General features: G+C 55.0%; 22 protein-coding genes. 7 read left to right on the top strand and 15 right to left on the bottom strand.

Annotated features, from left to right (window positions below):
- Positions 1-10: 10 nt before the first annotated feature.
- From FHS72_RS04705 to hslO, 6 genes are all read right to left on the bottom strand, one after another.
- Positions 11-1213 carry a class I SAM-dependent RNA methyltransferase gene (locus tag FHS72_RS04705; RefSeq protein ID WP_183526296.1) on the bottom strand — a complete coding sequence of 401 codons (1203 nt, stop codon included), beginning with the start codon at positions 1211-1213 and terminating at the stop codon, positions 11-13.
- A 4-nt stretch (positions 1214-1217) separates the two neighbouring features.
- Positions 1218-3050, bottom strand: a complete 1833-nt coding sequence (locus FHS72_RS04700) for an ABC transporter ATP-binding protein (RefSeq protein WP_183526294.1) — start codon at positions 3048-3050, stop codon at positions 1218-1220.
- On the bottom strand, positions 3047-4897 hold the full coding sequence (locus FHS72_RS04695; RefSeq protein ID WP_183526292.1) for an ABC transporter ATP-binding protein: 1851 nt from the start codon (positions 4895-4897) through the stop codon (positions 3047-3049). Before FHS72_RS04695 ends, FHS72_RS04700 begins: the two co-directional genes overlap by 4 nt.
- A 93-nt stretch (positions 4898-4990) precedes the next feature.
- The gene (locus FHS72_RS04690; protein WP_183526290.1) at positions 4991-6127 is read right to left on the bottom strand and encodes a CCA tRNA nucleotidyltransferase; all 1137 of its coding nucleotides are present in this window, start codon (positions 6125-6127) and stop codon (positions 4991-4993) included.
- The gene (locus FHS72_RS04685; protein WP_183526288.1) at positions 6124-6714 is read right to left on the bottom strand and encodes a CoA pyrophosphatase; all 591 of its coding nucleotides are present in this window, start codon (positions 6712-6714) and stop codon (positions 6124-6126) included. The genes FHS72_RS04690 and FHS72_RS04685 overlap by 4 nt, the downstream gene beginning before the upstream one ends.
- Positions 6704-7714, bottom strand: coding sequence for an Hsp33 family molecular chaperone HslO (gene hslO / locus FHS72_RS04680; RefSeq protein WP_183526286.1), 1011 nt, complete (start codon positions 7712-7714; stop codon positions 6704-6706). The genes FHS72_RS04685 and hslO overlap by 11 nt, the downstream gene beginning before the upstream one ends.
- Before the next feature lie 78 nt (positions 7715-7792).
- Here hslO and FHS72_RS04675 point away from each other — a divergent pair, with 78 nt between their 5' ends.
- A complete protein-coding gene (locus tag FHS72_RS04675) occupies positions 7793-8227 on the top strand; it encodes an NUDIX hydrolase (protein WP_183526284.1) in 435 nt (144 codons plus the stop codon).
- A 36-nt stretch (positions 8228-8263) separates the two neighbouring features.
- On the opposite strand, the gene FHS72_RS04670 is transcribed toward FHS72_RS04675, so the two are convergent.
- Positions 8264-9037, bottom strand: a complete 774-nt coding sequence (locus FHS72_RS04670) for a hypothetical protein (RefSeq protein ID WP_183526282.1) — start codon at positions 9035-9037, stop codon at positions 8264-8266.
- 138 nt (positions 9038-9175) lie between these two features.
- Here FHS72_RS04670 and FHS72_RS04665 point away from each other — a divergent pair, with 138 nt between their 5' ends.
- Positions 9176-10393 carry an argininosuccinate synthase gene (locus FHS72_RS04665; protein ID WP_183526278.1) on the top strand — a complete coding sequence of 406 codons (1218 nt, stop codon included), beginning with the start codon at positions 9176-9178 and terminating at the stop codon, positions 10391-10393.
- The gene (locus FHS72_RS04660) at positions 10390-10677 is read left to right on the top strand and encodes an SCP2 sterol-binding domain-containing protein (RefSeq protein ID WP_183526275.1); all 288 of its coding nucleotides are present in this window, start codon (positions 10390-10392) and stop codon (positions 10675-10677) included. The genes FHS72_RS04665 and FHS72_RS04660 overlap by 4 nt, the downstream gene beginning before the upstream one ends.
- Before the next feature lie 109 nt (positions 10678-10786).
- On the opposite strand, the gene FHS72_RS04655 is transcribed toward FHS72_RS04660, so the two are convergent.
- Genes FHS72_RS04655 through FHS72_RS04640 form a run of 4 tightly spaced genes read right to left on the bottom strand, consistent with a single transcriptional unit; the run spans position 10787 to position 15515 of the window.
- Positions 10787-11485: a sulfotransferase-like domain-containing protein gene (locus tag FHS72_RS04655; RefSeq protein ID WP_183526272.1), complete on the bottom strand. Its 699-nt coding sequence runs from the start codon at positions 11483-11485 to the stop codon at positions 10787-10789.
- Positions 11485-12393, bottom strand: coding sequence for an aminotransferase class IV (locus tag FHS72_RS04650; RefSeq protein ID WP_183526269.1), 909 nt, complete (start codon positions 12391-12393; stop codon positions 11485-11487). The genes FHS72_RS04655 and FHS72_RS04650 overlap by 1 nt, the downstream gene beginning before the upstream one ends.
- The gene (locus FHS72_RS04645) at positions 12390-13256 is read right to left on the bottom strand and encodes a ribokinase (RefSeq protein ID WP_183526266.1); all 867 of its coding nucleotides are present in this window, start codon (positions 13254-13256) and stop codon (positions 12390-12392) included. Before FHS72_RS04645 ends, FHS72_RS04650 begins: the two co-directional genes overlap by 4 nt.
- A gap of 3 nt (positions 13257-13259) precedes the next feature.
- Positions 13260-15515 (bottom strand): NADP-dependent malic enzyme, encoded by a 2256-nt coding sequence (locus FHS72_RS04640; protein WP_183526264.1) that lies wholly within the window; start codon positions 15513-15515, stop codon positions 13260-13262.
- Positions 15516-15639: 124 nt separating this feature from the next.
- Between FHS72_RS04640 and mutS the strand changes: the two genes are divergently transcribed.
- Positions 15640-18279, top strand: coding sequence for a DNA mismatch repair protein MutS (mutS, locus tag FHS72_RS04635; protein ID WP_183526262.1), 2640 nt, complete (start codon positions 15640-15642; stop codon positions 18277-18279).
- Positions 18280-18420: 141 nt separating this feature from the next.
- Here mutS and FHS72_RS04630 read toward each other — a convergent pair whose 3' ends face one another.
- Genes FHS72_RS04630 through hrcA form a run of 3 tightly spaced genes read right to left on the bottom strand, consistent with a single transcriptional unit; the run spans position 18421 to position 20577 of the window.
- The gene (locus FHS72_RS04630; RefSeq protein WP_183526260.1) at positions 18421-18912 is read right to left on the bottom strand and encodes a TPM domain-containing protein; all 492 of its coding nucleotides are present in this window, start codon (positions 18910-18912) and stop codon (positions 18421-18423) included.
- A 38-nt stretch (positions 18913-18950) separates the two neighbouring features.
- Complete coding sequence (locus FHS72_RS04625; protein ID WP_183526258.1) at positions 18951-19502, bottom strand: nucleotide exchange factor GrpE; 552 nt, start codon at positions 19500-19502, stop codon at positions 18951-18953.
- A 10-nt stretch (positions 19503-19512) separates the two neighbouring features.
- Positions 19513-20577, bottom strand: a complete 1065-nt coding sequence (hrcA, locus tag FHS72_RS04620) for a heat-inducible transcriptional repressor HrcA (protein WP_183526256.1) — start codon at positions 20575-20577, stop codon at positions 19513-19515.
- 120 nt (positions 20578-20697) lie between these two features.
- Between hrcA and rph the strand changes: the two genes are divergently transcribed.
- From rph to hemW, 3 genes are read left to right on the top strand one after another with little or no spacing between them, the layout of a single operon-like run.
- Positions 20698-21405, top strand: coding sequence for a ribonuclease PH (rph, locus tag FHS72_RS04615; protein ID WP_183526254.1), 708 nt, complete (start codon positions 20698-20700; stop codon positions 21403-21405).
- Positions 21405-22004, top strand: a complete 600-nt coding sequence (rdgB, locus tag FHS72_RS04610; protein WP_183526252.1) for an RdgB/HAM1 family non-canonical purine NTP pyrophosphatase — start codon at positions 21405-21407, stop codon at positions 22002-22004. The genes rph and rdgB overlap by 1 nt, the downstream gene beginning before the upstream one ends.
- Entirely contained in the window at positions 21997-23154 is a 1158-nt protein-coding gene (gene hemW / locus FHS72_RS04605) for a radical SAM family heme chaperone HemW (protein ID WP_183526250.1), read from the top strand. Before rdgB ends, hemW begins: the two co-directional genes overlap by 8 nt.
- Here the strand turns inward: hemW and FHS72_RS04600 are convergent.
- Positions 23151-24035 carry a ParB/RepB/Spo0J family partition protein gene (locus FHS72_RS04600; protein WP_183526248.1) on the bottom strand — a complete coding sequence of 295 codons (885 nt, stop codon included), beginning with the start codon at positions 24033-24035 and terminating at the stop codon, positions 23151-23153. The two genes, hemW and FHS72_RS04600, sit on opposite strands and share 4 nt — an antisense overlap.
- Positions 24036-24037: the final 2 nt, after the last annotated feature.

Below are 24037 nucleotides of genomic sequence, written 5' to 3'. Positions count from 1 at the left end.
AAAGTGTTGTTCACTTTCGCGTGAAGCTGCCAACAACCTCAACATGCGGCGACCAGCGGAATTGATCAACAACTTGTAACCAATTCAGCGTAAATCCGGCGGCAACCAGTGTTTTTGCGTCACGCGCAAAGGTCACAGGGTTACACGACACCATCGCAACCTTCTTGATCGCGCTCACAGCCAGCGTAGCGATCTGCGCCTCGGCACCTGCACGTGGCGGATCGATCACAGCCGCATCAAACTTGCGCAACTCATCCGGCTCTAATGGGCGACGGAACAAATCGCGTGTCTCGGACGTCACGCGCTTCAGGTTTTTGCCGTCACGCCAACCACGATCAAGCGCTGCGATCATATCCGCCTCACCCTCGACCGCATGAATTTCTGCGCCTTTCGACAGCGGTAAAGCAAAAGTGCCCGATCCAGCAAACAGGTCAACAATCCGGTTCGCACCCGCCGTGATCTCTGAAACCGCATCACGCAATGCCGCCTCACCATGCTTTGTCGCCTGCAAAAACGCACCAGCAGGCGGAACAGCGGACACACCGCCAAAGTCCTGCGCAGGCGGCTGCATCGTGACGATCACCTCGTCCTGCCACACCAACCGCGACAAACCATGCTTCTGCGCAAACACCGCAAGCTCCATTCGCAACTGCGATGTTAACTCTTTTTCAGTCTCTACACTGACATCCGGCCCCACAGCCGTTTCCGTCACCGTGAACGAAACATGCGACTTACGCGATGCCGCGATCATAATCAGCGCCTCTAGCGCAGGACGCGCATCATGCAATCCCACCGTGATCAACTGGCAATCAGGCACCGCGATAATCGTGTCCGAACCCTTGGCATAGAACCCGAGCATCACGCCCTTTTTCGTGCGCTGTCCAGCAAACTTTGCCCGACGCCGCGACTGGGGTGGTGACGTCTGAATCTCACGAAATTCCGCTGTTAGACCCTGAGCAGTGACCGCTTTACGCACGATCTCTTGCTTCCAACTCGCGACAAAAACGTCATTGGCGTGCTGCATCGCGCAACCGCCACAGGTCTTGAAATGACGACACGGGGCCGCAACACGATCCACCGACGGTGTGATAATGCGGACAGTGCCATCTTGGTCAACACTCACTTCTTCGCCCGGCAAAACGCGCGGCAACAATGTGCGCCCGTCGTCCAATTTGCCCAGCCCGAGGTGGGTTAACCCTTCGATCATCGCCATATGATTATTCCGCCGCGTCTTTTACGTTAATAAATCCGCCCGACTGCCGGTTCCAGTACCGCGCATACAGGCCATCTTGCGCTAGCAAGCCTTCATGGCTTCCTTGTTCAACGATGCGCCCCGCGTCAAGCACGATGATGCGGTCCATCCGCGCCAATGTGGACATGCGGTGTGCAATCGCGATGACGGTCTTGCCGATCATAACAGTCTCTAACGCTGACTGAATCGACGCTTCCACCTCTGAATCAAGCGCCGAAGTCGCCTCGTCCAATACCAAAATCGGTGCGTCTTTTAATATTGCTCGCGCAATCGCAATCCGTTGTCTCTGGCCACCAGACAGCTTCACACCCCGTTCACCAAGATGCGCGTCGTATCCTTCACGATCCCTGAAATCCTTAAGATTCTGCAAGAAATCGTGCGCTTCGGCCTGCTCAGCAGCCGCAAGGATCATATCGTCGGACGCGTCCGGCGACCCATATCCGATGTTGTCCCGTGCAGACCGATTAAACATAGCAGTTTCCTGCGTGACCATCGCGATATTGCGCCGCAGGCTTTCCTGCGTGACCTGCGCAATATCCTGACCATCAATCAAAATGCGGCCTTTTTCCGTGTCATAGAGCCGCAAAAGCAGCGCAACCAACGTCGATTTACCCGCACCAGACGCCCCGACAATGCCCAAACGTTCGCCGCTGGCAATCGTCAAATCCACCTCGTTCAATCCACCCGGACCGCCGCCATAGGAAAACGTCACGTCCTCCAGTTTGATCTCGCCTTTCGGCACAGCCAGCACGTTGGCATTCGGCGCGTCCAACAGAGTATGGGTCGATGTTAACGTTTGCACCGCGTCCTCGACGACGCCGACGTTCCCGTACATGCCCATCAACGTAAAACTGACCCAACCCGTCATCTGCGCCAAGCGCAATCCAATCGTGCCGGCCACCGCGATATCGCCCGTCGTCGCGCCCCCGCGTGTCCAGACCAGCAGCGTCACGCCGACCAAAATCAACGGAAGCACCCCTGAAAGCACCATCAACGACCCGCGGAATGACGCGGAAATCCACCCCCAAGCAATCGCTTTTTTGCGCATTTCCTTCATCGCAAAAATAGCCGCTTGGTCTTCGTGATTGTCGTGTGCGAATAGTTTGACCGTCTTGATATTCCCGATCGTATCAACGATTTGGCCCGAAACCATGGCGTTTGCCCCTGCCCGCGCCTTCGATGCGACACGAATACGCGGCATGAAAAACCGCAAGAACATGACATACGCCAGCACCCACAATGCCAGCGCAATCCCTGCTCGCCAATCCAACGTCATGACCAAGATCAGCGATCCCACCACGGACGCCATCGCGAAAACGACCGTGTGGACAAATTCGATCACAATGTCGGTTAACGCTCGCGTCGCTTGCATCTGCTTTTGCGAAATCCGGCCCGCAAAGTCGTTATCGAAAAACGTGACTGCTTGGCCGATGGTGTAGCGGTGCATCCGCGACAGGATTAACGCCGAAATCGATGGCCCCAAGACCACCGATTGCATCATCCCTGCTAACGCTAGCCACGCCGGACGGAACACTAGGAAAAACAGAGAAACCCCTAGTATTAGTGTCGTATTCTCGGCAAAAAATCCTTCGGTCGTGCCCGCCAAAGCCGCGTCAATCACCATGCCCAACATCAGCGCTGAAGCGACCTCGATCAGTCCGGACACCACCGAAATCGCAGAGCCAAAGCCAATCGGGACAAAGCTGCCCCGCAACGCCCAGCGCCCGAATGCAACTAGGGTTTTCGGCGGCGCACCGTCTGCCGCTTGAAACGGTTTTATCCAATTTGCTGGGTTCATGCGTCAGTTCCTGTCGTGTCTTGCCCCAGAAAACCACCCGATTGCCGCGCCCAGAACCGAGCATATTGCCCACCTGCAGCCAGCAATTCATCATGGCTTCCGTCTTCAATAATGCGCCCTTGATCCATCACGATAATCCGATCCATCTGCGCAATCGTAGACAAACGGTGCGCAATCGCGATCACCGTTTTGCCCTCCATCATGCCATAAAGCGTCTCTAATATGGCGGCTTCGACCTCTGAATCTAGCGCGGAAGTCGCTTCATCCAAGAGCAAAATCGGCGCATCTTTTAAAATCACGCGCGCCAACGCAATCCGCTGCCGCTGTCCGCCCGACAGCTTAACACCGCGTTCACCAACACGCGCCTCATACCCGACATTGCCCTCGTTATCTTCAAGCGTCAGAATGAAATCATGCGCCTCGGCCTTGCGTGCAGCCGCGATCATTTCGTCTTTGGACGCACTCGGGCGACCATACAGAATATTGTCGCGCACAGACCGATGCAGCAACGCGCTATCCTGTTGCACCATGCCAATCGCGGCACGTAGACTATCCTGCGTCACGGACTTGATCGGTTGGTCATCGATCAAAACTTGCCCGCTCTCGGCATCATAAAACCGCAAAAGTAGCTTTACGAGGGTCGATTTTCCGGCACCAGACTGCCCGACAAGACCGACCTTTTCACCAGGTGCAATCGCAAGGTTAATATGATCCAAACCACCGGCCTCTTTGCCATAGTGGTGCGACAGATCTTGCACCGCAACAGCGCCGTTTTTAACCTGCAAGGGCGCAGCGTCTGCATCATCCAACAGCGTAATCGGCTGCGCAATCGTCCCCATGCCTTCCTTCACAACACCAAGATTGCGGAAAAACGCGGAGGCCGCGAACATGATCCAACCGGACATCGAATTCAGCCGTAGCGCCAACGCCGTCGCCGCAGCAACAACACCCACGCTCGCCGTGCCCTGCATCCACAAATACATCGCCCAACCAACGATCCCCACAACAAGGAAACCGTTAATCAAGGTTAAGCCGCCATCCATCATGGTAAACAAACGCAATTCGATCTGAAACGTGCGCCGCGCCTCTTCGATGCTTTCCTTGGCATAGTCGATTTCACGGTCATGATGCGCAAACATTTTCACAGAATGGATGTTTGAATAGCTGTCGACGACACGACCCGTCACGGCAGATCGAGCATTCGACGCCGCCTCGGACGCGGGTTCGATCTTGACCATGACCCAGCGCATTAACCACAAATAAGGCACTAACCATAGCAAAAGCGGGATCATCAAGCGCGGATCAGCGTCCCCCAGCAATATCGCGGCACCAATCACATAAGCCACAGCAAAGGTCAGCGCGTCGAAAATCTGGAACACAACCTCGCCAGCGGCGGGCGGCGTTTGCATGATCCGGTTTGCAATCCGTCCGGCCAGATCATCTTCGAACCAACCCACAGATTGTCGCATTACATGACGATGCGCGCGCCACCGCACCAACGTGCCGACATTCGGCAAAATCGTCTGATGCAACAGCATGACCTGCACAATATAAACAACGGGCCGAATGGTCAGAACGGCGATTGCGACAAGAATAAACTCCAGCCCATAGGTCGCCCAAACCACAGCTGGTTCACCATCGCCCAGCAGGTTCACAAGCCGGCCCATGTACGAAATCAGCATCACTTCGATGATCGCAATCAGGATCGACATCAGCCCTGTGGCGATGAAAATGCCCCTGAAGGGCTTGCAATAGTCCCACAAAAATACACGCAATGATTGCGAGGGGTTGTTGTTTTCTGGATAGGCGACATAGGGGTCGACCAGCTTTTCAAAGAAACGAAACATGACCATGACCTTTTAAGTTACACCTCAGACATAATCGCCTAAGTGGTCGTTGGAAACCTGCACTAGCAATCTGGCCAGATCACAGGCCTTTTCTCAGCCAAGCAATGCGTCTTTGCCCAACATAAATCCTGACGCAATCCACCGACTTTCGGCATCCTTGATCGCGCGGCCTAGCGCCGCACCTTGTAGCGCGGGCATGAAATCTGCCGCCGTGATCGGGAAGTGTTGACGCGCTGCGAAATGCACAAATTCTATCGCTTTAGGGTCTATTTCGCAGCCCAGTGATGCCGCTTGAAGAGCCAGCTTATCCATGCCCGCATCCGCACCAAATCGATACGCAATCTCTGCTGTAGACATGTCATCGCGCAGCAAACCGTATCGTCGCGCTTTTGCCTTCGACAACCGCAGATTTTCGGTCACATCCTGCCCGCCCAAAACCGCAAGGCGGCGGATCGCATCAGGCTCTAAACCAGCGACACCTTCCACATGAACCAGCACGGACAACGCGCCGTGATCTGCGCCCGGCAAGACCTGCATCAGCCCGCCGCAAGACGCAAATGATGCCACCGCAGGGGCAGGATCAGGCGCGGCCAGCAGTTTCAGCATTTCCTGCCCGATCCGTTCTTTTGACAGGGTTTGAATGCCTTCGACGTGCATTGCGCAGGCAGCCAAACCATCCGCGTCAATGCCCGCATCAACGTCGCCGTACCATGCATGAAACCGGAAAAAGCGCAGGATACGCAGGTAATCTTCCTGAATCCGCCGTTCGGGATCTTCGATAAACCGCACATGGCGGGCCTGTAGATCAGGCAATCCGCCCAGCGGGTCGGCGATATTCCCGTCCATATCCGCGTACAAAGCGTTCATCGTAAAATCCCGACGACGCGCATCTTCAAGCAACGTATCGGCAAAAGCGACAACCGCACGGCGGCCATCCGTTGCGACATCGCGCCGGAATGTTGTGATTTCGATCGGCGTTTTTTCGACAACAATAGTGACTGTACCGTGCTCAATTCCGGTAGGAACGACACGCAGTCCAGCATCCTTGGCAAGCCCCACGACAACGTCAGGCCGTGCGTTCGTGGATAGGTCCAAATCCGCAACAGGGGCGTTTAACAGCGTATTACGAACGCAACCGCCCACGAACCACGCTTCAAATCCGGCATCGGTTAACAATGCACAAACCGTCTGCGCAGGTCGGGACGTTAACCAATCCGCTGTTAATTTCATGGTGCAATCCGTTCAGCAAGACCGCGCAAAATACGCGCCGTCGCACCCCAGATGTAATAGGCACCAAAGGGGGCGACAAAATATTCGCGGCGGCGTCCCTGCCAGCGTCGCCCCTCGACGCGGTAATTCGCAGCGTCCGTGAAATGTGTGAAAGGCACCTCGAACACTTCCGCGACCTCGCCCAATTCGGGGATCACCGTGAAATCACCGTGAATAAGCGCCACAATCGGGGTCACTTGGTACGAGGTAACCGTCTCGTGGCAGGGCAATGCGCCAAGCACATCGACCTGATCGGACGGCAATCCGATTTCTTCGCGGGCTTCGCGCAATGCAGCGGCCGCAAGATCAACATCGGTGTCGTCCATTTTACCACCCGGAAAAGCAATCTGCCCCGGATGGTGCTTCAACTTTGCAGAGCGTTTTGTGAGGATCAAGTTCCCGTTTTCGCGCACACCAACCAGCACAGCGGCAGGTTTCAGAACGCGCCCCTCGGGGATGGCAATGTCAGGGTTCAGATCAAAGTCGGACGACGCGCTGCCCGTTTTAGACAGCGCGTCGCCCAAGATTTGACCGTAATCAGGCGTCATCGCCTTTGCCCTCAGGCGTCGTTTCCGCCTCAAACCCTAGCGTCAAAGGATCGAACACGTAATGCGACCCACAGAACTGGCAATCGGCTGTGACCGTGCCTTCGTCGGTGGTCATCGTTTTGATATCCTTGGCCGAATAGATCGACAGGGATTGACGCACTTTTTCTTCGGAACAGGTGCAGCCGAACTTGACTTGGTTCGCGTCAAACACGCGCGGCTGTTCTTCATGGAACAAACGCACCAGCAATTCCGTCGGCGTCACGGTCGGCCCGATCAGCTCCATGTCATCCACCGTACCAACAAGCGCTGTGGCGCGGTTCCAGTTTTCACCGTCTTCGGCATCCAGGAAATCCATCGGATCGGTCAAACCATCTTCGCGCGCAGGTTCTTCACCGGATGGCGCGTCAATCGAACCCTTCGGCATCTGCTGCAACATGATCCCGCCAGCACGCCATTTCGGACCTTCGCCCGGCATCTGGTTTTTACCGTAAGACAACGAAAACTGGGTCGGCAACTGCTCGGACTGGGCAAAATACGTCTCGGCACAGGCCGCAAGCGATCCACCCGCAAGCGGGGTCACACCTTGGTATGGCGTCATGTCTTCGCCCTGATGGATCATAATCGCAAAGTAACCTTTGCCGATCTGCTCGAAACCGTCAGCGTTCAGATCAATCGTGTCTTTGTTGTAGCTGGCATAGGCACGAATGCGGGCGGGTTGCCCGTCATCCGTCGGCGCATAATAATCGGTTGCCAGAATACGCGCAGCGCCTTCGCCGCGCACTTGCAACGACAGCTTCCAACGCAGTTTCATCGACTGGCCGATCATTGCGGTCAGCAACGCCATCTCAGCCAACAGACCTTCGATCACGGCAGGGTAGTCGTGTTGTTTCAGAACTTCTTCCAACACCCCATCCAAACGGGCCACGCGGCCACGAATGTCAGAACGGTCAAGTTGAAACGGCAGGACGGTATCATCCCAGGCAATCGCACCTATGGTCATCGGCTTTCCTATCTTGTCAGGATTTGGCATATCGCGGCTATATAGGTAGGACAAGCACAGCGTCCAAGGGGGCAAGGTATGATCAAACGGTATGGCGATGCGCCAATTACGGGACAGAAATACAAATTACGGCCCGGTGCCTATGCGATTTTGCCCCGCGACGGCAAGGTTTTGGTGACCTATCAAGCCGCCCCGCACGAGGAATTTCAACTGCCCGGTGGCGGGATTGATCCGGGCGAAGGCCCGATCGCAGCACTGCACCGCGAAGTTTACGAGGAAACTGGATTTCGCATCGGGTCGCCGCGCAAGCTGGGCGTATTCCGGCGTTTCGTGTTCATGCCTGACTACGATATGTTCGCGGAAAAAGTCTGCCACATCTATCTGGCGCGCCCCATTCTGCCACTTGGCCCACCAACAGAGCCGGGACATATGGCGGTTTGGCTTGATCCAGTGGTGGCATTGGCAGAACTGTCCAACGACGGAGACGCCGACTTCCTCGCCGGCGTCTTCTAAGAGTTTCTCTGCGAAACTCTGTTTATTAACAAAGGGTTAATCTACTAAAGGCCGCTCTTCGATGACGTGACCATAGATCGTTGTCAGGACCGAAACACCCAACATTATGGTAAGCCATTGCCACGCAAGGTTAAAAACCGCGACGACAATCGGCGCAATAACAGCCAACCGCGAAAACAGTTGCGCTGGCACCGCGTTGATCAGCACCAGCAAAACCGCCACACCGAAAATGACGCCGCTGATTTTCCCAGTAGCCGCCCACGCCGCCCCAAATCCCAAAGGTTTGCCAAGCGCAGTTCCAACCAGAGCAATGCCAAGCCGCAGCGAGATAAACGAAATAAAGACGAAAACAGCTAACAGAATGATCAAGGTCGCCAGCAGACCAGCAGATCCAGATTGCGCGCTATAACTCTGTGGGCCAAGGAAAGCCCCCAACCCAAGGGCACCGATCAGATAAAAAGTAGGCACAGCGATGAGCATAATAATAAGCGCTAGCAAGATACCTTTGCCCACGTAGGACCAAATCGGACGCCCCGCCACCGCTGGCAGAACACTTGTGTACTCTTCAAGCAAAATAAAGCGATGCCATGACACCGCGACCCATGACGTGACAAAAAGCATAAGCGGCAGAATGAACAGCATAAGAATTGGAAGATTCCCTATACTTTCGCCAGACATGCTCGTCGCCGCGAAGAACAACGCGCCAATAGTCAAAAGCAGTATCAGATAAGGCCCAACAGACACTTTCAGGGCCTGCCCAAGGTTGCCGAAAATCATGCGGAATGTGTGAAGTAGAATTTTAAAAGCCATAGGGATGTACTCGTCTAATGAAATGATCCGCCTAGGTTGCATGCCCACACACCTCCGTCAACGCTGGCATCCTTGCCCTATCCGTCCAAACGCAGTATCGCCGTTTCCAACAAATCTTTGCATAAAAGGCCCGTTCTCATGTCCGCTCCTAAAAAAGTCGTCCTTGCTTATTCTGGTGGTCTCGACACCTCTATCATCCTCAAATGGCTTCAGACCGAATATGGTTGCGAGGTCGTGACCTTTACCGCCGATCTTGGCCAAGGCGAAGAGCTGGAACCAGCGCGCGCCAAGGCTGAAATGATGGGCGCATCTGCGATCCACATCGAAGACGTCCGCGAAGAATTCGTGCGTGATTTCGTCTTTCCGATGTTCCGCGCCAATGCGGTTTATGAAGGCATCTACCTGCTCGGCACATCCATCGCCCGTCCGCTGATTTCCAAGCGTCTCGTCGAGATTGCTGAAATGGAAGGCGCTGACGCCATCGCGCATGGTGCGACTGGTAAAGGCAACGATCAGGTGCGCTTTGAACTTGCCGCTTACGCGCTGAACCCAGACATTAAGGTGATTGCGCCGTGGCGTGAGTGGGATTTGACATCCCGCACGCGGTTGATCGAATTTGCAGAGCAGCACCAGATCCCTGTCGCCAAAGACAAACGCGGCGAAGCGCCGTTCAGTGTCGATGCGAACCTGCTGCACACATCTTCCGAAGGTAAAGTGCTGGAAGATCCGGCAGTCGAAGCACCGGAATATGTGTATCAGCGGACCGTTGCACCTGAAGATGCGCCAAACGAGCCCGAATTCATCGAAGTTGGTTTCGAGCGCGGCGATGCGGTGTCGATCAACGGTGAGGCCATGTCGCCAGCGACGATCCTGACAAAGCTGAATGAATATGGCGGCAAGCACGGCATCGGCCGTCTTGATCTGGTTGAAAACCGCTTTGTTGGCATGAAATCACGCGGCATCTACGAAACGCCCGGCGGCACAATTTTGCTGGAAGCACACCGCGGCATTGAGCAAATCACGCTCGATTCCGGTGCTGGCCACCTGAAAGACAGCCTGATGCCACGCTACGCTGAACTGATCTACAACGGTTTCTGGTTCTCGCCAGAGCGTGAAATGTTGCAAGCCGCGATCGACAAATCGCAAGAGCACGTCAGCGGTACTGTAAAGCTGAAACTGTACAAAGGGTCCGCGACAACTGTTGCGCGTTGGTCTGAAAATTCACTGTATTCAGAGGCACATGTGACGTTTGAAGAAGACGCTGGCGCATACGATCAAACTGATGCGCAGGGCTTTATTCAACTGAACGCGCTGCGTTTGAAACTGCTTGCAGCGCGAAACCGTCGCAACAAATGACGCAGGCCGAAATGGTAGACCTACTGCAGCGGGGCGTGGATCACGCGCCGCTGGCAGGATCGCTGAAATTCGATAGCGGCGATGATGGTGTGATTATCCTAGAGGATCAGACAGTGAGTACTGTTGATCGCGATACGGATTGCACGATCAAGATCACAGCGCCGAACATGGCGAAACTGATCAAAGGCAAGCTGAACCCGATGACGGGTGTGATGACTGGCAAGCTAAAGGTATCCGGCGATGCGCGGATTGCTTTGAAACTGGGCGAGTTGCTGAAGTCATAAAAGACGTATCCCGGTGGCTTTCACCACCGGGAACAAAACATGATTCTAATCGTTACAAACTACAATTCACTTTTAGAATCGATAGGTTGCGATTTTCTGAATCCGACTGCTAAATCTTCTCTTTTTCGAGTTGCTCGTAATATGGCAGCGTCTCGGCCAGTAATTCGGCGTCGCGACCCGTCAATTCCGGCAGCGGCCCTTCGGCACCAGCAAAGCCCGTCGATTGATGCACGGCATTGTACCAATGTTTGGCCCAAATCCCGTCCGCATCGCGCGGCCCCGCTTGCCAAGATAGCATAGCCGGATCAAAATCGAGCCCAATCACATCGCATAGCAGGTTCAGCATTTCTTCGGGATCAGCGCGAATATCGCTGCTGTCGATCACAACGCCACCGATTTTGTCGAACATATCAACCTGCTGTTTGAAACCCAGATCAAGCGCGGTGACCTGTTCACGCTTTGCCGCATAGCTCGCGATGACGCGGGCAGGATGGCGGATCAGGTGAATGTTTTCACATGCAGCAGCCCAGTCTAACGGCATACCGTCGATCATGTGGTGCGGCATGTGTTTCATGTAGAAATGCGGCTTTTCGTCAGGAATAGAGCCTATGCAGCGGGCGGCGACTTTGGCCGGATCAGCCTCGTGCGCCGCGATAATCTCGGCGGCCATTGGATGATCTGAACCGGTCTGCTTGAGGTACGCCGCGTAAAAAGGTTCGTCCCAAACGGCAAAATCGGCGCGATTGCCGAAGGCGTACATCATCGCCGTGGACAAATTTCGCGGGCCGGACCACATCGCGATGCGCATTAACGACATTCCTGCGCGATCATGTCCGCGTAAAGTTTCCGTAAACGTGTCGTCATCGGGCCGAGATTGCCATTGCCGATCACACGGCCATCAATGGACCCAACGGGCGTTTGCGCACCAAACGTACCCGTCAAAAACGCCTCGTCAGCACCGTAGGTATCAACCAACGAATAGTTCCGTTCGAAAACCGGAATGTCGTTAGCGCGACACAGGTCGATGACCTTTTGGCGGGTGATCCCGTTCATGCAATAGTCGCCCGTCGACGTCCAAACAGCACCCTTGCGCACGATGAAAAAGTTGCAGGCGTTTGTCGTGTTCACAAAACCATGCACGTCGAGCATCAGCGCCTCGTCAGCGCCCGCTTTTTGCGCGGCGATACAGGCGAGAATGCAGTTCAGTTTGGAATGCGAGTTCAGCTTTGGGTCTTGGGTCATCGGCAAGCCGCGCTGGTGCGGCACGGTGGCAAGGCTAATCGGGCGCGGGATTTTCGGTTTCGAATGTTCGACGATAATCACGAAGGTCGGGCCCGTTTGCGACAAGTTCGGGTGCTGGAACGGGCGAATTTTAACGCCGCGTGTAATCATCAATCGCGCATGGGCATCGGTGGTGATGCCGTTCGCTTTTTGCGTCTCTAATAACGCGTTCATCACGCCTTTTCTGTCCATCTCGATATCGAGATCAATGGCTTTGGCCGCCTCAAAAAGGCGATCAAGATGCTCGTCCGCAAAAGCCCACGTATTGTCATGCAAACGCAGCCCTTCCCAGACGCCATCGCCGAGCATGAAGCCGCTGTCATAGACACTAACAACGGCTTTTTCCTTTGGAACGATCTTTCCGTCCACATAAATGAGGATGTTGTCGTTGCGGGCGTCTTCTTCGGCTTGGTGGGTCGTGAGGTGGTCGGTCATCGGTTGAATGCCTGTACTTCTGAAAGGTCGGGAATGACGTCGGCTGTGCCGTAGCGTGTCACCATCAATGCGCCTGCTTTGAGCGCCAGTGCGATGGATTGTTCCATGGTTAACTGCCGATCAAGTCCTGCAAGAACGTAGCCTGTGAACGTGTCGCCAGCCCCTGTTGTATCGACGGGATCTACGTCAATAGCTTCAAAATGCTGCTTGCCGTTGCGCGAATACCAATCCGCGCCGCCCGCGCCCAAGGTCACGATCACGTCCTTCACGCCAAGGTCGGCAGGGTCTTGACCAGTGGCTTGTTTCAGCTGCTCTGCTTCAACCGCATTCAAGATTAGGAAATCGAGGTATTCAAGGACCGCTTGTACACGTTCGGCGTCAAAGGGAGCTGCGGCATAAGCGACTTTGAGGCCCATTTTCTTGGCCAACTGCGTGCCTGTTCGCTGCAAATTCGTTTCGTTTTGCGTGATGAACCAATCGCCGGTCTGCGCTTCTGACAACGCATTCTGCAAAATCGCCTGCGGGATTTTTGTGTTCGCACCAGGATGCAGAATAATCATGTTTTCGGAATCGGCATCAACGGCGATGATCGCATGAGCCGTTTCAGTGTCTAACGTTGTGATATGTTGGGTATCGACGCCATATTCGAGCAGGCGCTGCTTGGTCCACAAACCATCGTGGCCAATGGCCCCGATGTGTTTGACCTGCGCGGCGGCACGTGCACCTGCGACCGACATATTTGCGCCCTTCCCGCCCAAGAAAACCTTGCGATCAGTGGCGGCTAGTGTCTCGCCGGGCGCGGGGATATGCGGCACGGTATAGACGAAATCCGCGTTGATAGAGCCTAAATTCCAGATAGTCATATTTTACCCAATGCGACATGCGGCGATAACGGCCATGTTCAAGATATCATTCACCGTAGAGGTCGCAGAGCAGATTTGCACAGGTTTTCCGACGCCGGATAGAATTGGGCCGATCACGGTCGCGCCCGCCATTTCTTGCATCAGTTTGACAGAAATCGAGGCAGAGTGACGCGCCGGCACAACCAACACATTCGCGGGGCCAGATAACCGTTGGAACGGATATTGCGCCATGACTTTGGGGTTCAAGGCGACATCGACGTTCATTTCGCCTTCGTATTCGAAATCAACGCCGCGCTGGTCTAAGATCGTAGGCGCCACGTGCATTTTCGTCGCACGTTCCGACACCGGATAACCGAAGGTCGAGAACGACACAAAGGCGACGCGTGGATCAAGGCCGAGTTCGCGCGCAACGGAGGCACCACGTTCGGCGATGTCCGCCAAATCGTTTTCGTCGGGCCATTCATGGACGAGCGTGTCGGCCATCAGCACGATTTTACCCTTGTTCAAAATCGCGCTGACGCCAACGGCACCGTCATGCGGGCCAGCGTCGAAAACGTGGTTAATCAGTTCGAGTACATGGGCGGATTTGCGTGTGGCCCCCGTGACCATCCCGTCGGCGTGACCGTGTGCGACCATGAGCGCGGCGAACACGTGACGGTCCCGCGCAGCAAGGCGATGAACGTCCTGCATGTCCAACCCTTTGCGTTGGAGACGCTCGTAGAGGAAGTCTTTGTAAGTGTCTAACTCGGTGGTTTTGGCCGCATTCACGATTGTCAGTTCGCCGATTGCGTCGGACATGCCTTCGGATCTCAGCTTGTCCGCGACGTCATCATCACGCCCCACGACAAGGGCGGTGCCAAAGCCGGACCGCTGATATGTGATCGCGGCACGCAGCACGCGCGGATCATCGCCTTCGGCAAAAACAACCGTCGATTGGTTCGCGCGGGCGCGGGCATTCAGGTTCCGCAACATGTTCGCGGTCGGGTCCATCCGCGCCTTGAGCGACGCCTCGTAGCCGTCCATGTCAACGATGGGACGACGGGCGACGCCAGTGTCCATGCCAGCCTGTGCGACTGCGGTGGGAATGCGGTAAATCAGACGCGGATCGAAAGGCGTTGGAATGATGTAATCGCGACCAAATGACAGCTTTTTCCCGTATGCCAGCGCGACCTCGTCAGGCACGTCTTCGCGGGCGAGATCGGCGAGCGCCTGAGCGCAAGCGATTTTCATTTCATCGTTAATGGCGCGGGCGTGAATATCCAGCGCACCACGGAAAAGGTAGGGAAACCCAAGGACGTTGTTAACCTGATTGGGGTAATCGGAACGCCCCGTTGCGACGATGACGTCATCGCGGACGGCGTGCGCTTCTTCTGGTGTGATCTCTGGATCAGGGTTTGCCATGGCGAAAATCACAGCATTCGGGGCCATGGACATCACCATGTCTTGGGTCACGGCACCTTTGGCAGACACACCGAGGAACACGTCGCAACCATCCATTGCTTCTGACAATGTACGGGTGTCGGTGTTGGCGGCGTGGGCGGATTTCCACTGGTTCATACCTTCGGTACGACCTTGATAAATCACGCCTTTTGTATCGCACATGATGCAGTTGTCGTGCTTTGCGCCCATCGCCTTGAGCAATTCGAGGCATGCGATACCGGCGGCACCAGCACCGTTGAGAACGATTTTAACTTCGTCGATTTTCTTGCCAGAGATATGTAGCGCGTTGAGCAACCCCGCCGCGCAGATCACAGCCGTTCCATGTTGGTCGTCATGGAAAACAGGGATGTCCATTTCCTCTTTGAGGCGCTGTTCGATGATGAAACACTCGGGCGCTTTGATGTCTTCAAGGTTAATGCCGCCAAAGGTCGGGCCCATTAACTTTACCGCGTCACAAAAGGCGTCTGGGTCTTCGGTGTCCAGTTCCAGATCGATAGAATTCACGTCTGCGAAGCGTTTGAACAGGACCGATTTGCCCTCCATCACCGGCTTTGACGCGAGAGCACCAAGATTGCCAAGGCCCAGAACAGCGGTCCCGTTCGAGATCACCGCAACAAGGTTTCCCTTGTTCGTGTAGTCGTAGGCCGTCGCAGGATTTGCGGCGATTTCTTCGCAAGGAATGGCCACGCCGGGGGAGTAGGCGAGCGACAAATCGCGCTGCGTCGTCATCGGCACCGTCGCCTGAATTTCCCATTTTCCGGGTGTCGGCGAGATGTGGAACGACAATGCGTCCTCTCGCGTCATTTTCGTCTTGGCCATGCTGTTCTCCCTTGCGCGTTCAACCTTTGTAAGGGGGGATCAAACCAAAGGGCAACGGGGTCATTTCGGGGTTTCGTCGCTAACATCGCATCGGTATTGTGGTTTTGATGATCCAGGGGGCCCAATGGCAGTCGAAAAAAGCACAGTAACGCCCATGATGGCGCAATTTTTGGAGATAAAACAGGCGCATCCGGATGCGTTGTTGTTCTACCGAATGGGCGACTTTTATGAGATGTTTTTTGATGATGCCGTTCATGCGGCAGAGGCGTTGGATATTGCCCTGACCAAACGTGGTAAACACGACGGGGAAGATATTCCGATGTGTGGTGTTCCGCATCACGCGGCTGAAGGATATTTCCTAACATTGATCCGTAAAGGATTTCGTGTTGCAGTTTGCGAGCAAATGGAAAGCCCAGCAGAAGCGAAAAAGCGCGGTTATAAAGCAGTCGTTCGCCGTGAAGTTGTGCGATTGGTGACACCTGGTACGTTGACCGAGGATTCATTGCTCGATGCGCGGCGGCATAATTTTCTCGCAGCTTATGCGACTGTACGTGATGAAGGCGCGCTAGCTTGGGTTGATATTTCGACGGGCGCATTTCACGTGATGACCTGTCCGCGCGTTGCGCTCGGTCCAGAACTGGCCCGCTTGACGCCACGTGAAGTGATCGTCGTGGACGGTGTAGAGAGCGAATTCGCTGAATTAGTGTCTGATTCAGGCGCGGCATTGACGACATTGGGCGCTGCTGCGTTTGATAGTACAGCTGGCGAAAAGCGCCTGTTGGACCTTTACAAAATCGGGTCGCTGGATGCCTTTGGCTCGTTTGCGCGGGCCGAAGTTGCTGCGATGTCGGCTGTGGTCGAGTATTTAGAAATCACGCAAAAAGGTAAATTACCGCTGTTGCGGCCGCCTGTTTCAGAGGGTCAGCGGTCCACGATGCAGATTGATGCAGCAACGCGGCGTTCGTTAGAACTCACCCATGGGATGAGTGGTGGTCGTGCTGGATCGTTGTTGGGTGCGATTGATAAAACGATCACGGCGGGTGGTGCGCGATTGTTAGAGCGACGGTTGTCGTCGCCATCTTGCACATTGGCGGTCATTCAAGAGCGGCAAGAAGCGGTTGCGTTTTTGGCTGGTGATACACGGTTAACGGCTGATTTGCGCGACCACTTGAAGGGCGTGCACGATCTGGATCGGGCGTTGTCGCGGCTTGGGTTAGATCGCGGTGGTCCGCGTGATATGGCAGCTATTCGCAACACGATTGGCCATGCACAGACACTGCTTTCGGCTTTGTCCGGCGATTTGCCGGGAGTTTTGATCAGTGCGGCGTCCGGCTTGCAAGGGCATGATGAATTGCTGGCGTTGCTTGATGATGCGCTCGTCGCAGAACCGCCTTTGCTGGCACGCGACGGCGGATTTATCGCGCCCGGATATGACTCAGAATTGGATGAAGCGCGCAAATTGCGCGACGAAGGGCGATCTGTGATCGCGGCGATGCAGGCCGAATTTATAGAGTTGTCGGGCGTTTCTGCGCTAAAGATTAAGCATAACAATGTGCTGGGTTACTTTATTGAGACCACAGCGACGCACGCTGGAAAAATGATGACGCCGCCGTTGAACGAGACGTTTATTCATCGCCAAACGACTGCGAACCAAGTGCGATTTACGACCGTTGAATTGTCCGAGATCGAGACGCGGATTTTGAATGCAGGCGGTCGTGCGTTAGAGATCGAAAAGCGCCTATTTCAGTCTCTAATACAGGCGATTATTGCGCAAGCTGGACCGCTAGGCGCGTTGGCGCGGGCATTGTCAGAGATCGATTTGACCGCTGGTTTGGCGCATCTTGCGACGTCAGAAAATTGGGTTTTGCCAAAGATGGACGATAGCCGCGCATTTGATTTGCAAGGCGGGCGGCATCCTGTGGTTGAGGCGGCGTTGCAGGCGTCCGGTTCGCCGTTTATTGCCAATGACTGCGACTTGTCAGAGCAGTCGATTTGGTTGCTAACGGGTCCCAACATGGCCGGTAAGTCCACGTTTTTGCGGCAAAATGCGTTGATCGCTGTACTGGCGCAGATGGGCAGTTTTGTACCCGCAAAATCTGCGCATATTGGGATTGTCAGTCAGATTTTCAGCCGCGTTGGCGCGTCGGATGATCTGGCAAAAGGGCGATCTACGTTCATGGTTGAGATGGTCGAAACGGCCGCGATTCTGAACCAAGCGGATGATCGGGCCTTGGTCATCTTGGACGAGATCGGGCGCGGAACCGCGACTTATGACGGTTTATCAATCGCTTGGGCGACGCTGGAGCATTTACACGATGTTAATCGTTGTCGTGCATTGTTTGCCACACATTACCACGAAATGTCGTCGCTATCCGCGAAACTGGATGGCGTGGATAATGCGACGGTCACGGTAAAAGAATGGGAAGGCGACGTTATTTTCCTACACGAGGTTCGCAAAGGTACGGCGGATCGCAGTTATGGTGTGCAAGTCGCGCGGCTTGCCGGATTGCCATCGGTCGTGGTCGAGCGGGCGAAAGTCGTTTTGGAAGCCTTGGAAAAGGGCGAACGCGAGGGCGGAACGAACCGCAAGGCGATCATCGATGATCTGCCGTTGTTTGCGGCCGTACCGCCGCCCGCGTCGGTGAAGGAAGTTGTGAAAGAATCCGCAGCAGAAGCGCGGTTGAGAGAGATCATGCCGGACGAATTGACGCCGCGCGAGGCACTGGCGTTGGTATATGAATTACGGGACTTAGCGGGCGACTGATCGGTCGGAGTTTGAGTTGTTTTGGCGAAATGAAGGGGCGGCTGCGTGTTACCAGCTACCGCTTGCCCCGCCGCCACTGGATCTGCCGCCGCCGAAAGATGCGGATGATGAGGAACTGCTTGGGGACGATGACGATCCGCATCAGAAGGTTGGTATCGTATTCGCCGGAAAACGACCTGTGACCGCGCGGATGATCTTTGTCGCACCGTTGTCGATGCCTGCGTAATACGCGTCTTCGCGGAAGGCGGGCGTGATTGTGGTGTTGATGATACGCTGCATTTCGGCGTCGAGTGCGTTGCCGTAGCCGGACCCGAGTTCGATCCGCAACGCGCGATCAAAGCGGGACACGAGCAGTAAAATCCCATCATTTCGCAGTGAATCGCCTATGCCCCATTTGTTGAACAGGCCCGTTGCGAAAGGTTCAATTGCCCCATCATGCCCGTAGTCGGACATTCGGTTTATTGTGAGGATGGTGAAATCGATGTCTCTCGCGACTTTGAGAGCTTCGAGTTTGAAGCGCAGGCGAGATTCCCATGAATTCGGGATGATGCCAGCATAGTCGTTCACGTAGAGATTTTCGTAGTCGGGATAGGTCGTTTGCGCCTGAGCCTGCGACGCAAAAAGCAGGAGCATTACTGCCCCTGCCCTGATTGTATTTGCGAAAGCGTGGATTAGGACGCCGGTGTTGAGGAAACCCCAACTTGTGCCGCCCGCAAAAGACGGTCGTGCAGCATGAAACCTTCGGCGGCAACTTGGATGATATCGCCCGCTTTGGTGCCAGGCACGGGTGCTTCGAACATCGCTTCGTGCAGTTTTGGGTCAAAACGATCGCCAACTTCGGGCACAATCGGGTCGATGCCGTGCTTTTTGAAAGTTGAGATCAGCGCGCGCATTGTCAGCTCGACGCCTTCGAGCAAAGCTTTGTTTGCTTCGCCGTCAGCTTCGTCGTTGGACTGCAACGCGCGACGCATGTTGTCGTAAACCGGCAGCAAATCACGTGCGAGTTTGGACCCGCCGTAGTTTTCAGCCTCGCGCCGGTCCCGTTCGGACCGTTTGCGAATGTTTTCTACGTCCGCCAGCGCACGCATGAATTTGTCGCGAAACTCGTCACGCTCGCCCTTGATTGCTTCGATTTCTTCAAAGCTGCCTTGGTCAAAATCAGGCTCTTCGCCTTCTGCCACAAGGTCATCCAAGGACATCGGTTCTGCGTTTTCGTCTACCATTTTTCTACCTCTAAGACCGGTCCGCAATCATCTTGCCAACCAGCTGTGCCGTGTAATTCACTATGGGCACAATCCGCCCATAGTTGAGACGAGTCGGCCCAATGACGCCAACCGCGCCAATGATCTTCTGATCGGCGTTCATATAGGGAGAAACCACCAAAGAGGAACCCGAAAGTGAAAACAATTTGTTCTCTGAGCCAATAAAAATGCGCACCCCGTCGGCATCGTCCGCAAGTTCAAGGAATTGCGCGATATCACGCTTGGCTTCGAGGTCGTCAAAAAGGGTGCGGATGCGTTCGAGGTCAGCCTCGGATTCGTTGTCGGTCAGCAGATTGCCCCTGCCCCGCACGATCAGCCGCTCGGTCGATTCGCCTTTGTTTTCCCAGATCGCAGCACCGCTTTCCACCAACTCAGCCGCAAGCGCGTCGATTTCCTGACGCCGCGCTGCGATTTCGCGGGTGATGATCCCATCGAGTTCTGACAGCGTGTGCCCTTCGGCAATCGCATTCAGGAAATTTGCCGCTTCGCGCATTGATGATGGGGTTTGACCCGGTGGCGGGGTGAACAGGCGGTTTTCGACGTGACCATCCGCAAAGACCAGAACCACGAGCGCACGTTCGCGCGACAAGGACACAAAATCGATGTGTTTGATCGGGGCTTCGTGTTTCGGCGTCAAAACAAGGCTCGCGCCATGCGTCACCCCAGACAAAGCAGAGCCAACACGGTCGAGGAGCGCAGTGACGTCGGTGTCTTTCTCTCCCATTGTCTGGTCAATTTTCTGACGATCCTCGGCACCGAGGTCACCCATTTCGAGAATACCATCAACGAACATGCGCAGGCCCAGTTGCGTCGGCACCCGTCCTGCGCTGACATGCGGTGATCCAACCAGACCGAGATATTCGAGATCCTGCATCACATTGCGCACAGTCGCGGCTGACACGCTTTCCGACAACGTGCGGGTCAGCGTCCGCGATCCAACCGGCGCACCGGTCTCAAGATAGCCTTCGACCACGCGCTGGAACACTTCGCGAGACCGTTTGGACATATCGTCGATTTGAGGTGTTTTATCGGACATCGGACTTCTTTTATTGGAGGTAGTGCAGTTAAGACCGAGATCGCATTGGCGTCAATCAGGCTTGGAATTTCTATGTGGGCGGCGTATCGCAGGAGTGCAACTAATGACAGGAGTTACCCCATGCGTCCATCAGGCCGTCAGACAAATGAAATGCGTGACGTTTCGATTGAAACAAACGTGACGATCCACGCCGAAGGATCGTGTCTGATCAAAATGGGCAACACGCATGTGCTGTGTACTGCCACTGTTGATGAAAAAGTACCGCCGTTTATGCGCAATTCCGGCCTTGGTTGGGTGACTGCGGAATACGGAATGCTGCCACGTGCGACACATACACGGATGCGGCGCGAGGCGAAGAACGGTCAATCTGGCCGTACTCAGGAAATTCAACGCTTGATCGGGCGGTCCCTGCGGGCTGGTGTTGATCGCGTGGCATTGGGTGAACGTCAAATTCAGATCGATTGTGATGTTATTCAGGCTGACGGCGGGACGCGCTGTGCGGCGATCACTGGTGGTTGGGTTGCGCTAAAGCTGGCTGTGAACAAGTTGATGAAAGCGGGTATGATCACATCAGACCCTTTGATAGAGCCTGTTGCAGCGATTTCGTGCGGAATTTACGCAGGCCAAGAGGTTCTTGATCTGGACTACCCAGAGGATTCCGATGCTGGTGTTGACGGCAACTTTATCATGACGGGTGACAAGTTGATCGAAGTACAAATGTCTGCAGAAGGATCGACGTTTAGCCGGTCACAAATGAACGGCCTGCTTGATTTGGCGGAAAAAGGCGTGTCGGAATTGCGGGCTGTACAGTTGGCGGCGGTGTCCTGATGCGCAAGTTTACGGGTGATCAACTGGTTGTCGCGACCCATAACAAAGGCAAGCTGGAAGAAATCAGCGCGTTGCTTGCGCCTTTTGGTGTGAAAATCACGTCGAATGATGATCACGGACTGCCCGAACCTGTTGAGGATGGTTTGACGTTCATCGACAACGCACGGATCAAGGCACATGCAGCGGCCAAGGCGACTGGCCTGCCAGCGTTGGCGGACGACAGCGGCTTGTCGGTGGATGCGTTGGATGGTGCGCCGGGCATTTACACGGCAGATTGGGCGGAAACGCCAAATGGTCGTGACTTCGCGATGGCGATGCAAAAGGTTGAAAATGCATTACCTGCGGATGCAGATCGCACTGCGCAGTTCAATTGCACATTGGTTTTGGCGTGGCCCGATGGGCACGACGAAGTGTTCGCCGGCATCATGCCCGGCACATTAGTTTGGCCGATGCGCGGCGCGGGTGGTCACGGCTATGATCCAGTGTTTCAGCCCAACGGATATGACATCACATTTGGCGAAATGGACCCTGTCGAGAAAAACAAGATCAGCCACCGCGCTGATGCTTTCGCCAAGTTAGTGTCTGGTTGCTTTGACTGACGACTGGGAACATGGCGGTTTTGGGCTTTATATTCACTGGCCGTTTTGTCAGGCGAAATGCCCCTACTGCGACTTTAACTCTCACGTCGTGCGCGAGATCGATCAGGCCGTTTGGCGTGATGCGTACATAAGCGAAATTCGTCGCACTGCCGCGGAAACACCGCACCGTATTTTGCGGTCGGTGTTTTTTGGTGGTGGCACGCCGAGCATGATGGACCCAGATCTGGTCGACGCGATCCTGCGTGAGGTCCGTGCAGCGTGGCCTGCTGCGAACGATATTGAGATTACGCTAGAAGCGAACCCGACGTCTGTCGAAGCCGGCAGATTTCAGGGCTATCGCGATGCGGGTGTAAACAGGGTCTCGATGGGTGTTCAGGCGTTGAATGATCCTGATCTGAAAGCCTTGGGTCGGCTACATTCCGCGTCAGAAGCCATGGCTGCGTTTCATGTCGCGCGAAGTGTCTTTGATCGCGTGAGTTTTGACCTGATTTATGCGCGTCAGGATCAGACTGTCACAGCATGGGAGGCAGAACTAAAACAGGCTCTAACGCTAGCGATAGACCATGTTTCCTTGTATCAGTTGACGATTGAAGACGGCACTGCATTCGGAGATCGCTACGCTGCGGGAAAGTTGCGCGGTTTGCCTGATGAAGACCGTGCGACTGAAATGTATGAGGTCACGCAGCGGATCACGACCGATGCAGGCTATCAGACGTATGAAGTGTCTAATCATGCGAAACCCGGCCAAGAAAGCCGTCACAATCAGCTATATTGGCACTATGGTGATTACGTTGGGATTGGTCCCGGTGCGCATGGCCGCGTCACAATCGATGGACAACGGTTCGCGACGGAAGCGCCGTTAGGCCCGTTTGATTGGCTTAAAGCTGTGCGTACTACAGGTACTGGCGAATTAGAGCGCACCGCGCTTACCTTGTCGGATCAGACGAGCGAATTTTTGTTGATGGGATTGCGTGTCACGGAAGGTGTCGCGCTGTCGCGACTTCAGGCGTTGTCGGGTGGTGCTTATGATCAGAACATCGGTGGTCTGGTCGATATTGGCATGGTTGAAATCAGCGACGACCATCTGCGCGTAACGCAGAAAGGCCGTCCATTGCTGAATGCGGTTCTGAACGAACTATTGCGAGATTAGCCGCCTAACGCGCGGAGCAAATCGTCAAGTTGATCAAGGCTACGGTAGTTCAAAACCATCTTGCCGCCCTCACCGTCATTTGAATGATCGATGCTGACTTTCATGCCCAATGTTGCGGCCAATTCGGCCTCGATCTGAACCGTATCAGCGTCTTTTGAGCCGGACGGCTTTTTCGCTTTTGGTGTCGAAGCGGCTTTGTTTGTCTCTTGTTTTGCGAGACGCTCTGCGTCGCGAACAGACAACCCACCTTCGACAATTTGACGCGCCAAGGCGCTGGCGAACGGATGACCAACCAAAGCGCGCGCATGGCCAGCAGAAATCTGACCATCTGTCAGCATACGCTGCACATCATCGGGCAAATTCAACAAACGCAAAAGGTTCGCGATATGGCTACGGCTTTTGCCCAAAGCCTGCGACATCTGTTCTTGAGTGTGGCCGAATTTATCCATCAGTTGGCGATAACCTGCGGCCTCGTCCACTGGGTTCAAATCGGCCCGTTGGATGTTCTCGATGATCGCGATTTCAAGGACTTCGGTGTCGTCGAAGCTGCGCACGATAACGGGAACTTCGTGCAGTTGCGCGATCTGCGCGGCACGCCAACGACGTTCACCTGCGACGATTTCGAAGTTATCCGGTTTGTTCGCCAAAGGACGCACGATCAACGGCTGAATGATGCCTTTTTCTTTGATCGACGCAGCGAGCTCAGCCAGCGCATCTTGGTTAAAAGCACGACGCGGTTGGTCTGGATTTGGGTGCACCCGCTCTACCGGAATGTGCGTTTCGGCGCGGCGCGGCGCAGTCGATTGTTCGGGGCCAACATCGGCCATCAAAGCAGAAAGACCACGTCCGAGACCACGGTTTTTATTGCGTTTTTCAGACATGG

The sequence above is a fragment of the Yoonia ponticola genome (genome assembly GCF_014199395.1).
GTDB classification, from domain to species: Bacteria; Pseudomonadota; Alphaproteobacteria; order Rhodobacterales; family Rhodobacteraceae; genus Yoonia; species Yoonia ponticola.
The sequence above is the reverse complement of the archived record's forward strand: the minus strand, read 5'-3'. Positions and strand labels throughout refer to the sequence as shown.

Bases quoted from the DNA above. Each gene is read 5' to 3' on its own strand.
- hslO (WP_183526286.1), bottom strand. From the start codon at position 7,714: ATGACCATAGGTGCGATTGCCTGGGATGATACCGTCCTGCCGTTTCAA.
- hrcA (WP_183526256.1), bottom strand. From the start codon at position 20,577: ATGTCCGATAAAACACCTCAAATCGACGATATGTCCAAACGGTCTCGC.
- FHS72_RS04645 (WP_183526266.1), bottom strand. From the start codon at position 13,256: ATGACTATCTGGAATTTAGGCTCTATCAACGCGGATTTCGTCTATACC.
- FHS72_RS04655 (WP_183526272.1), bottom strand. From the start codon at position 11,485: ATGCGCATCGCGATGTGGTCCGGCCCGCGAAATTTGTCCACGGCGATG.
- FHS72_RS04640 (WP_183526264.1), bottom strand. From the start codon at position 15,515: ATGGCCAAGACGAAAATGACGCGAGAGGACGCATTGTCGTTCCACATC.
- FHS72_RS04700 (WP_183526294.1), bottom strand. From the start codon at position 3,050: ATGAACCCAGCAAATTGGATAAAACCGTTTCAAGCGGCAGACGGTGCG.
- FHS72_RS04660 (WP_183526275.1), top strand. From the start codon at position 10,390: ATGACGCAGGCCGAAATGGTAGACCTACTGCAGCGGGGCGTGGATCAC.
- FHS72_RS04690 (WP_183526290.1), bottom strand. From the start codon at position 6,127: ATGAAATTAACAGCGGATTGGTTAACGTCCCGACCTGCGCAGACGGTT.
- FHS72_RS04705 (WP_183526296.1), bottom strand. From the start codon at position 1,213: ATGGCGATGATCGAAGGGTTAACCCACCTCGGGCTGGGCAAATTGGAC.
- FHS72_RS04670 (WP_183526282.1), bottom strand. From the start codon at position 9,037: ATGGCTTTTAAAATTCTACTTCACACATTCCGCATGATTTTCGGCAAC.
- FHS72_RS04695 (WP_183526292.1), bottom strand. From the start codon at position 4,897: ATGTTTCGTTTCTTTGAAAAGCTGGTCGACCCCTATGTCGCCTATCCA.
- FHS72_RS04630 (WP_183526260.1), bottom strand. From the start codon at position 18,912: ATGCTCCTGCTTTTTGCGTCGCAGGCTCAGGCGCAAACGACCTATCCC.
- rph (WP_183526254.1), top strand. From the start codon at position 20,698: ATGCGTCCATCAGGCCGTCAGACAAATGAAATGCGTGACGTTTCGATT.
- rdgB (WP_183526252.1), top strand. From the start codon at position 21,405: ATGCGCAAGTTTACGGGTGATCAACTGGTTGTCGCGACCCATAACAAA.
- FHS72_RS04650 (WP_183526269.1), bottom strand. From the start codon at position 12,393: ATGACCGACCACCTCACGACCCACCAAGCCGAAGAAGACGCCCGCAAC.
- FHS72_RS04665 (WP_183526278.1), top strand. From the start codon at position 9,176: ATGTCCGCTCCTAAAAAAGTCGTCCTTGCTTATTCTGGTGGTCTCGAC.
- FHS72_RS04600 (WP_183526248.1), bottom strand. From the start codon at position 24,035: ATGTCTGAAAAACGCAATAAAAACCGTGGTCTCGGACGTGGTCTTTCT.
- mutS (WP_183526262.1), top strand. From the start codon at position 15,640: ATGGCAGTCGAAAAAAGCACAGTAACGCCCATGATGGCGCAATTTTTG.
- FHS72_RS04685 (WP_183526288.1), bottom strand. From the start codon at position 6,714: ATGACGCCTGATTACGGTCAAATCTTGGGCGACGCGCTGTCTAAAACG.
- FHS72_RS04675 (WP_183526284.1), top strand. From the start codon at position 7,793: ATGATCAAACGGTATGGCGATGCGCCAATTACGGGACAGAAATACAAA.
- FHS72_RS04625 (WP_183526258.1), bottom strand. From the start codon at position 19,502: ATGGTAGACGAAAACGCAGAACCGATGTCCTTGGATGACCTTGTGGCA.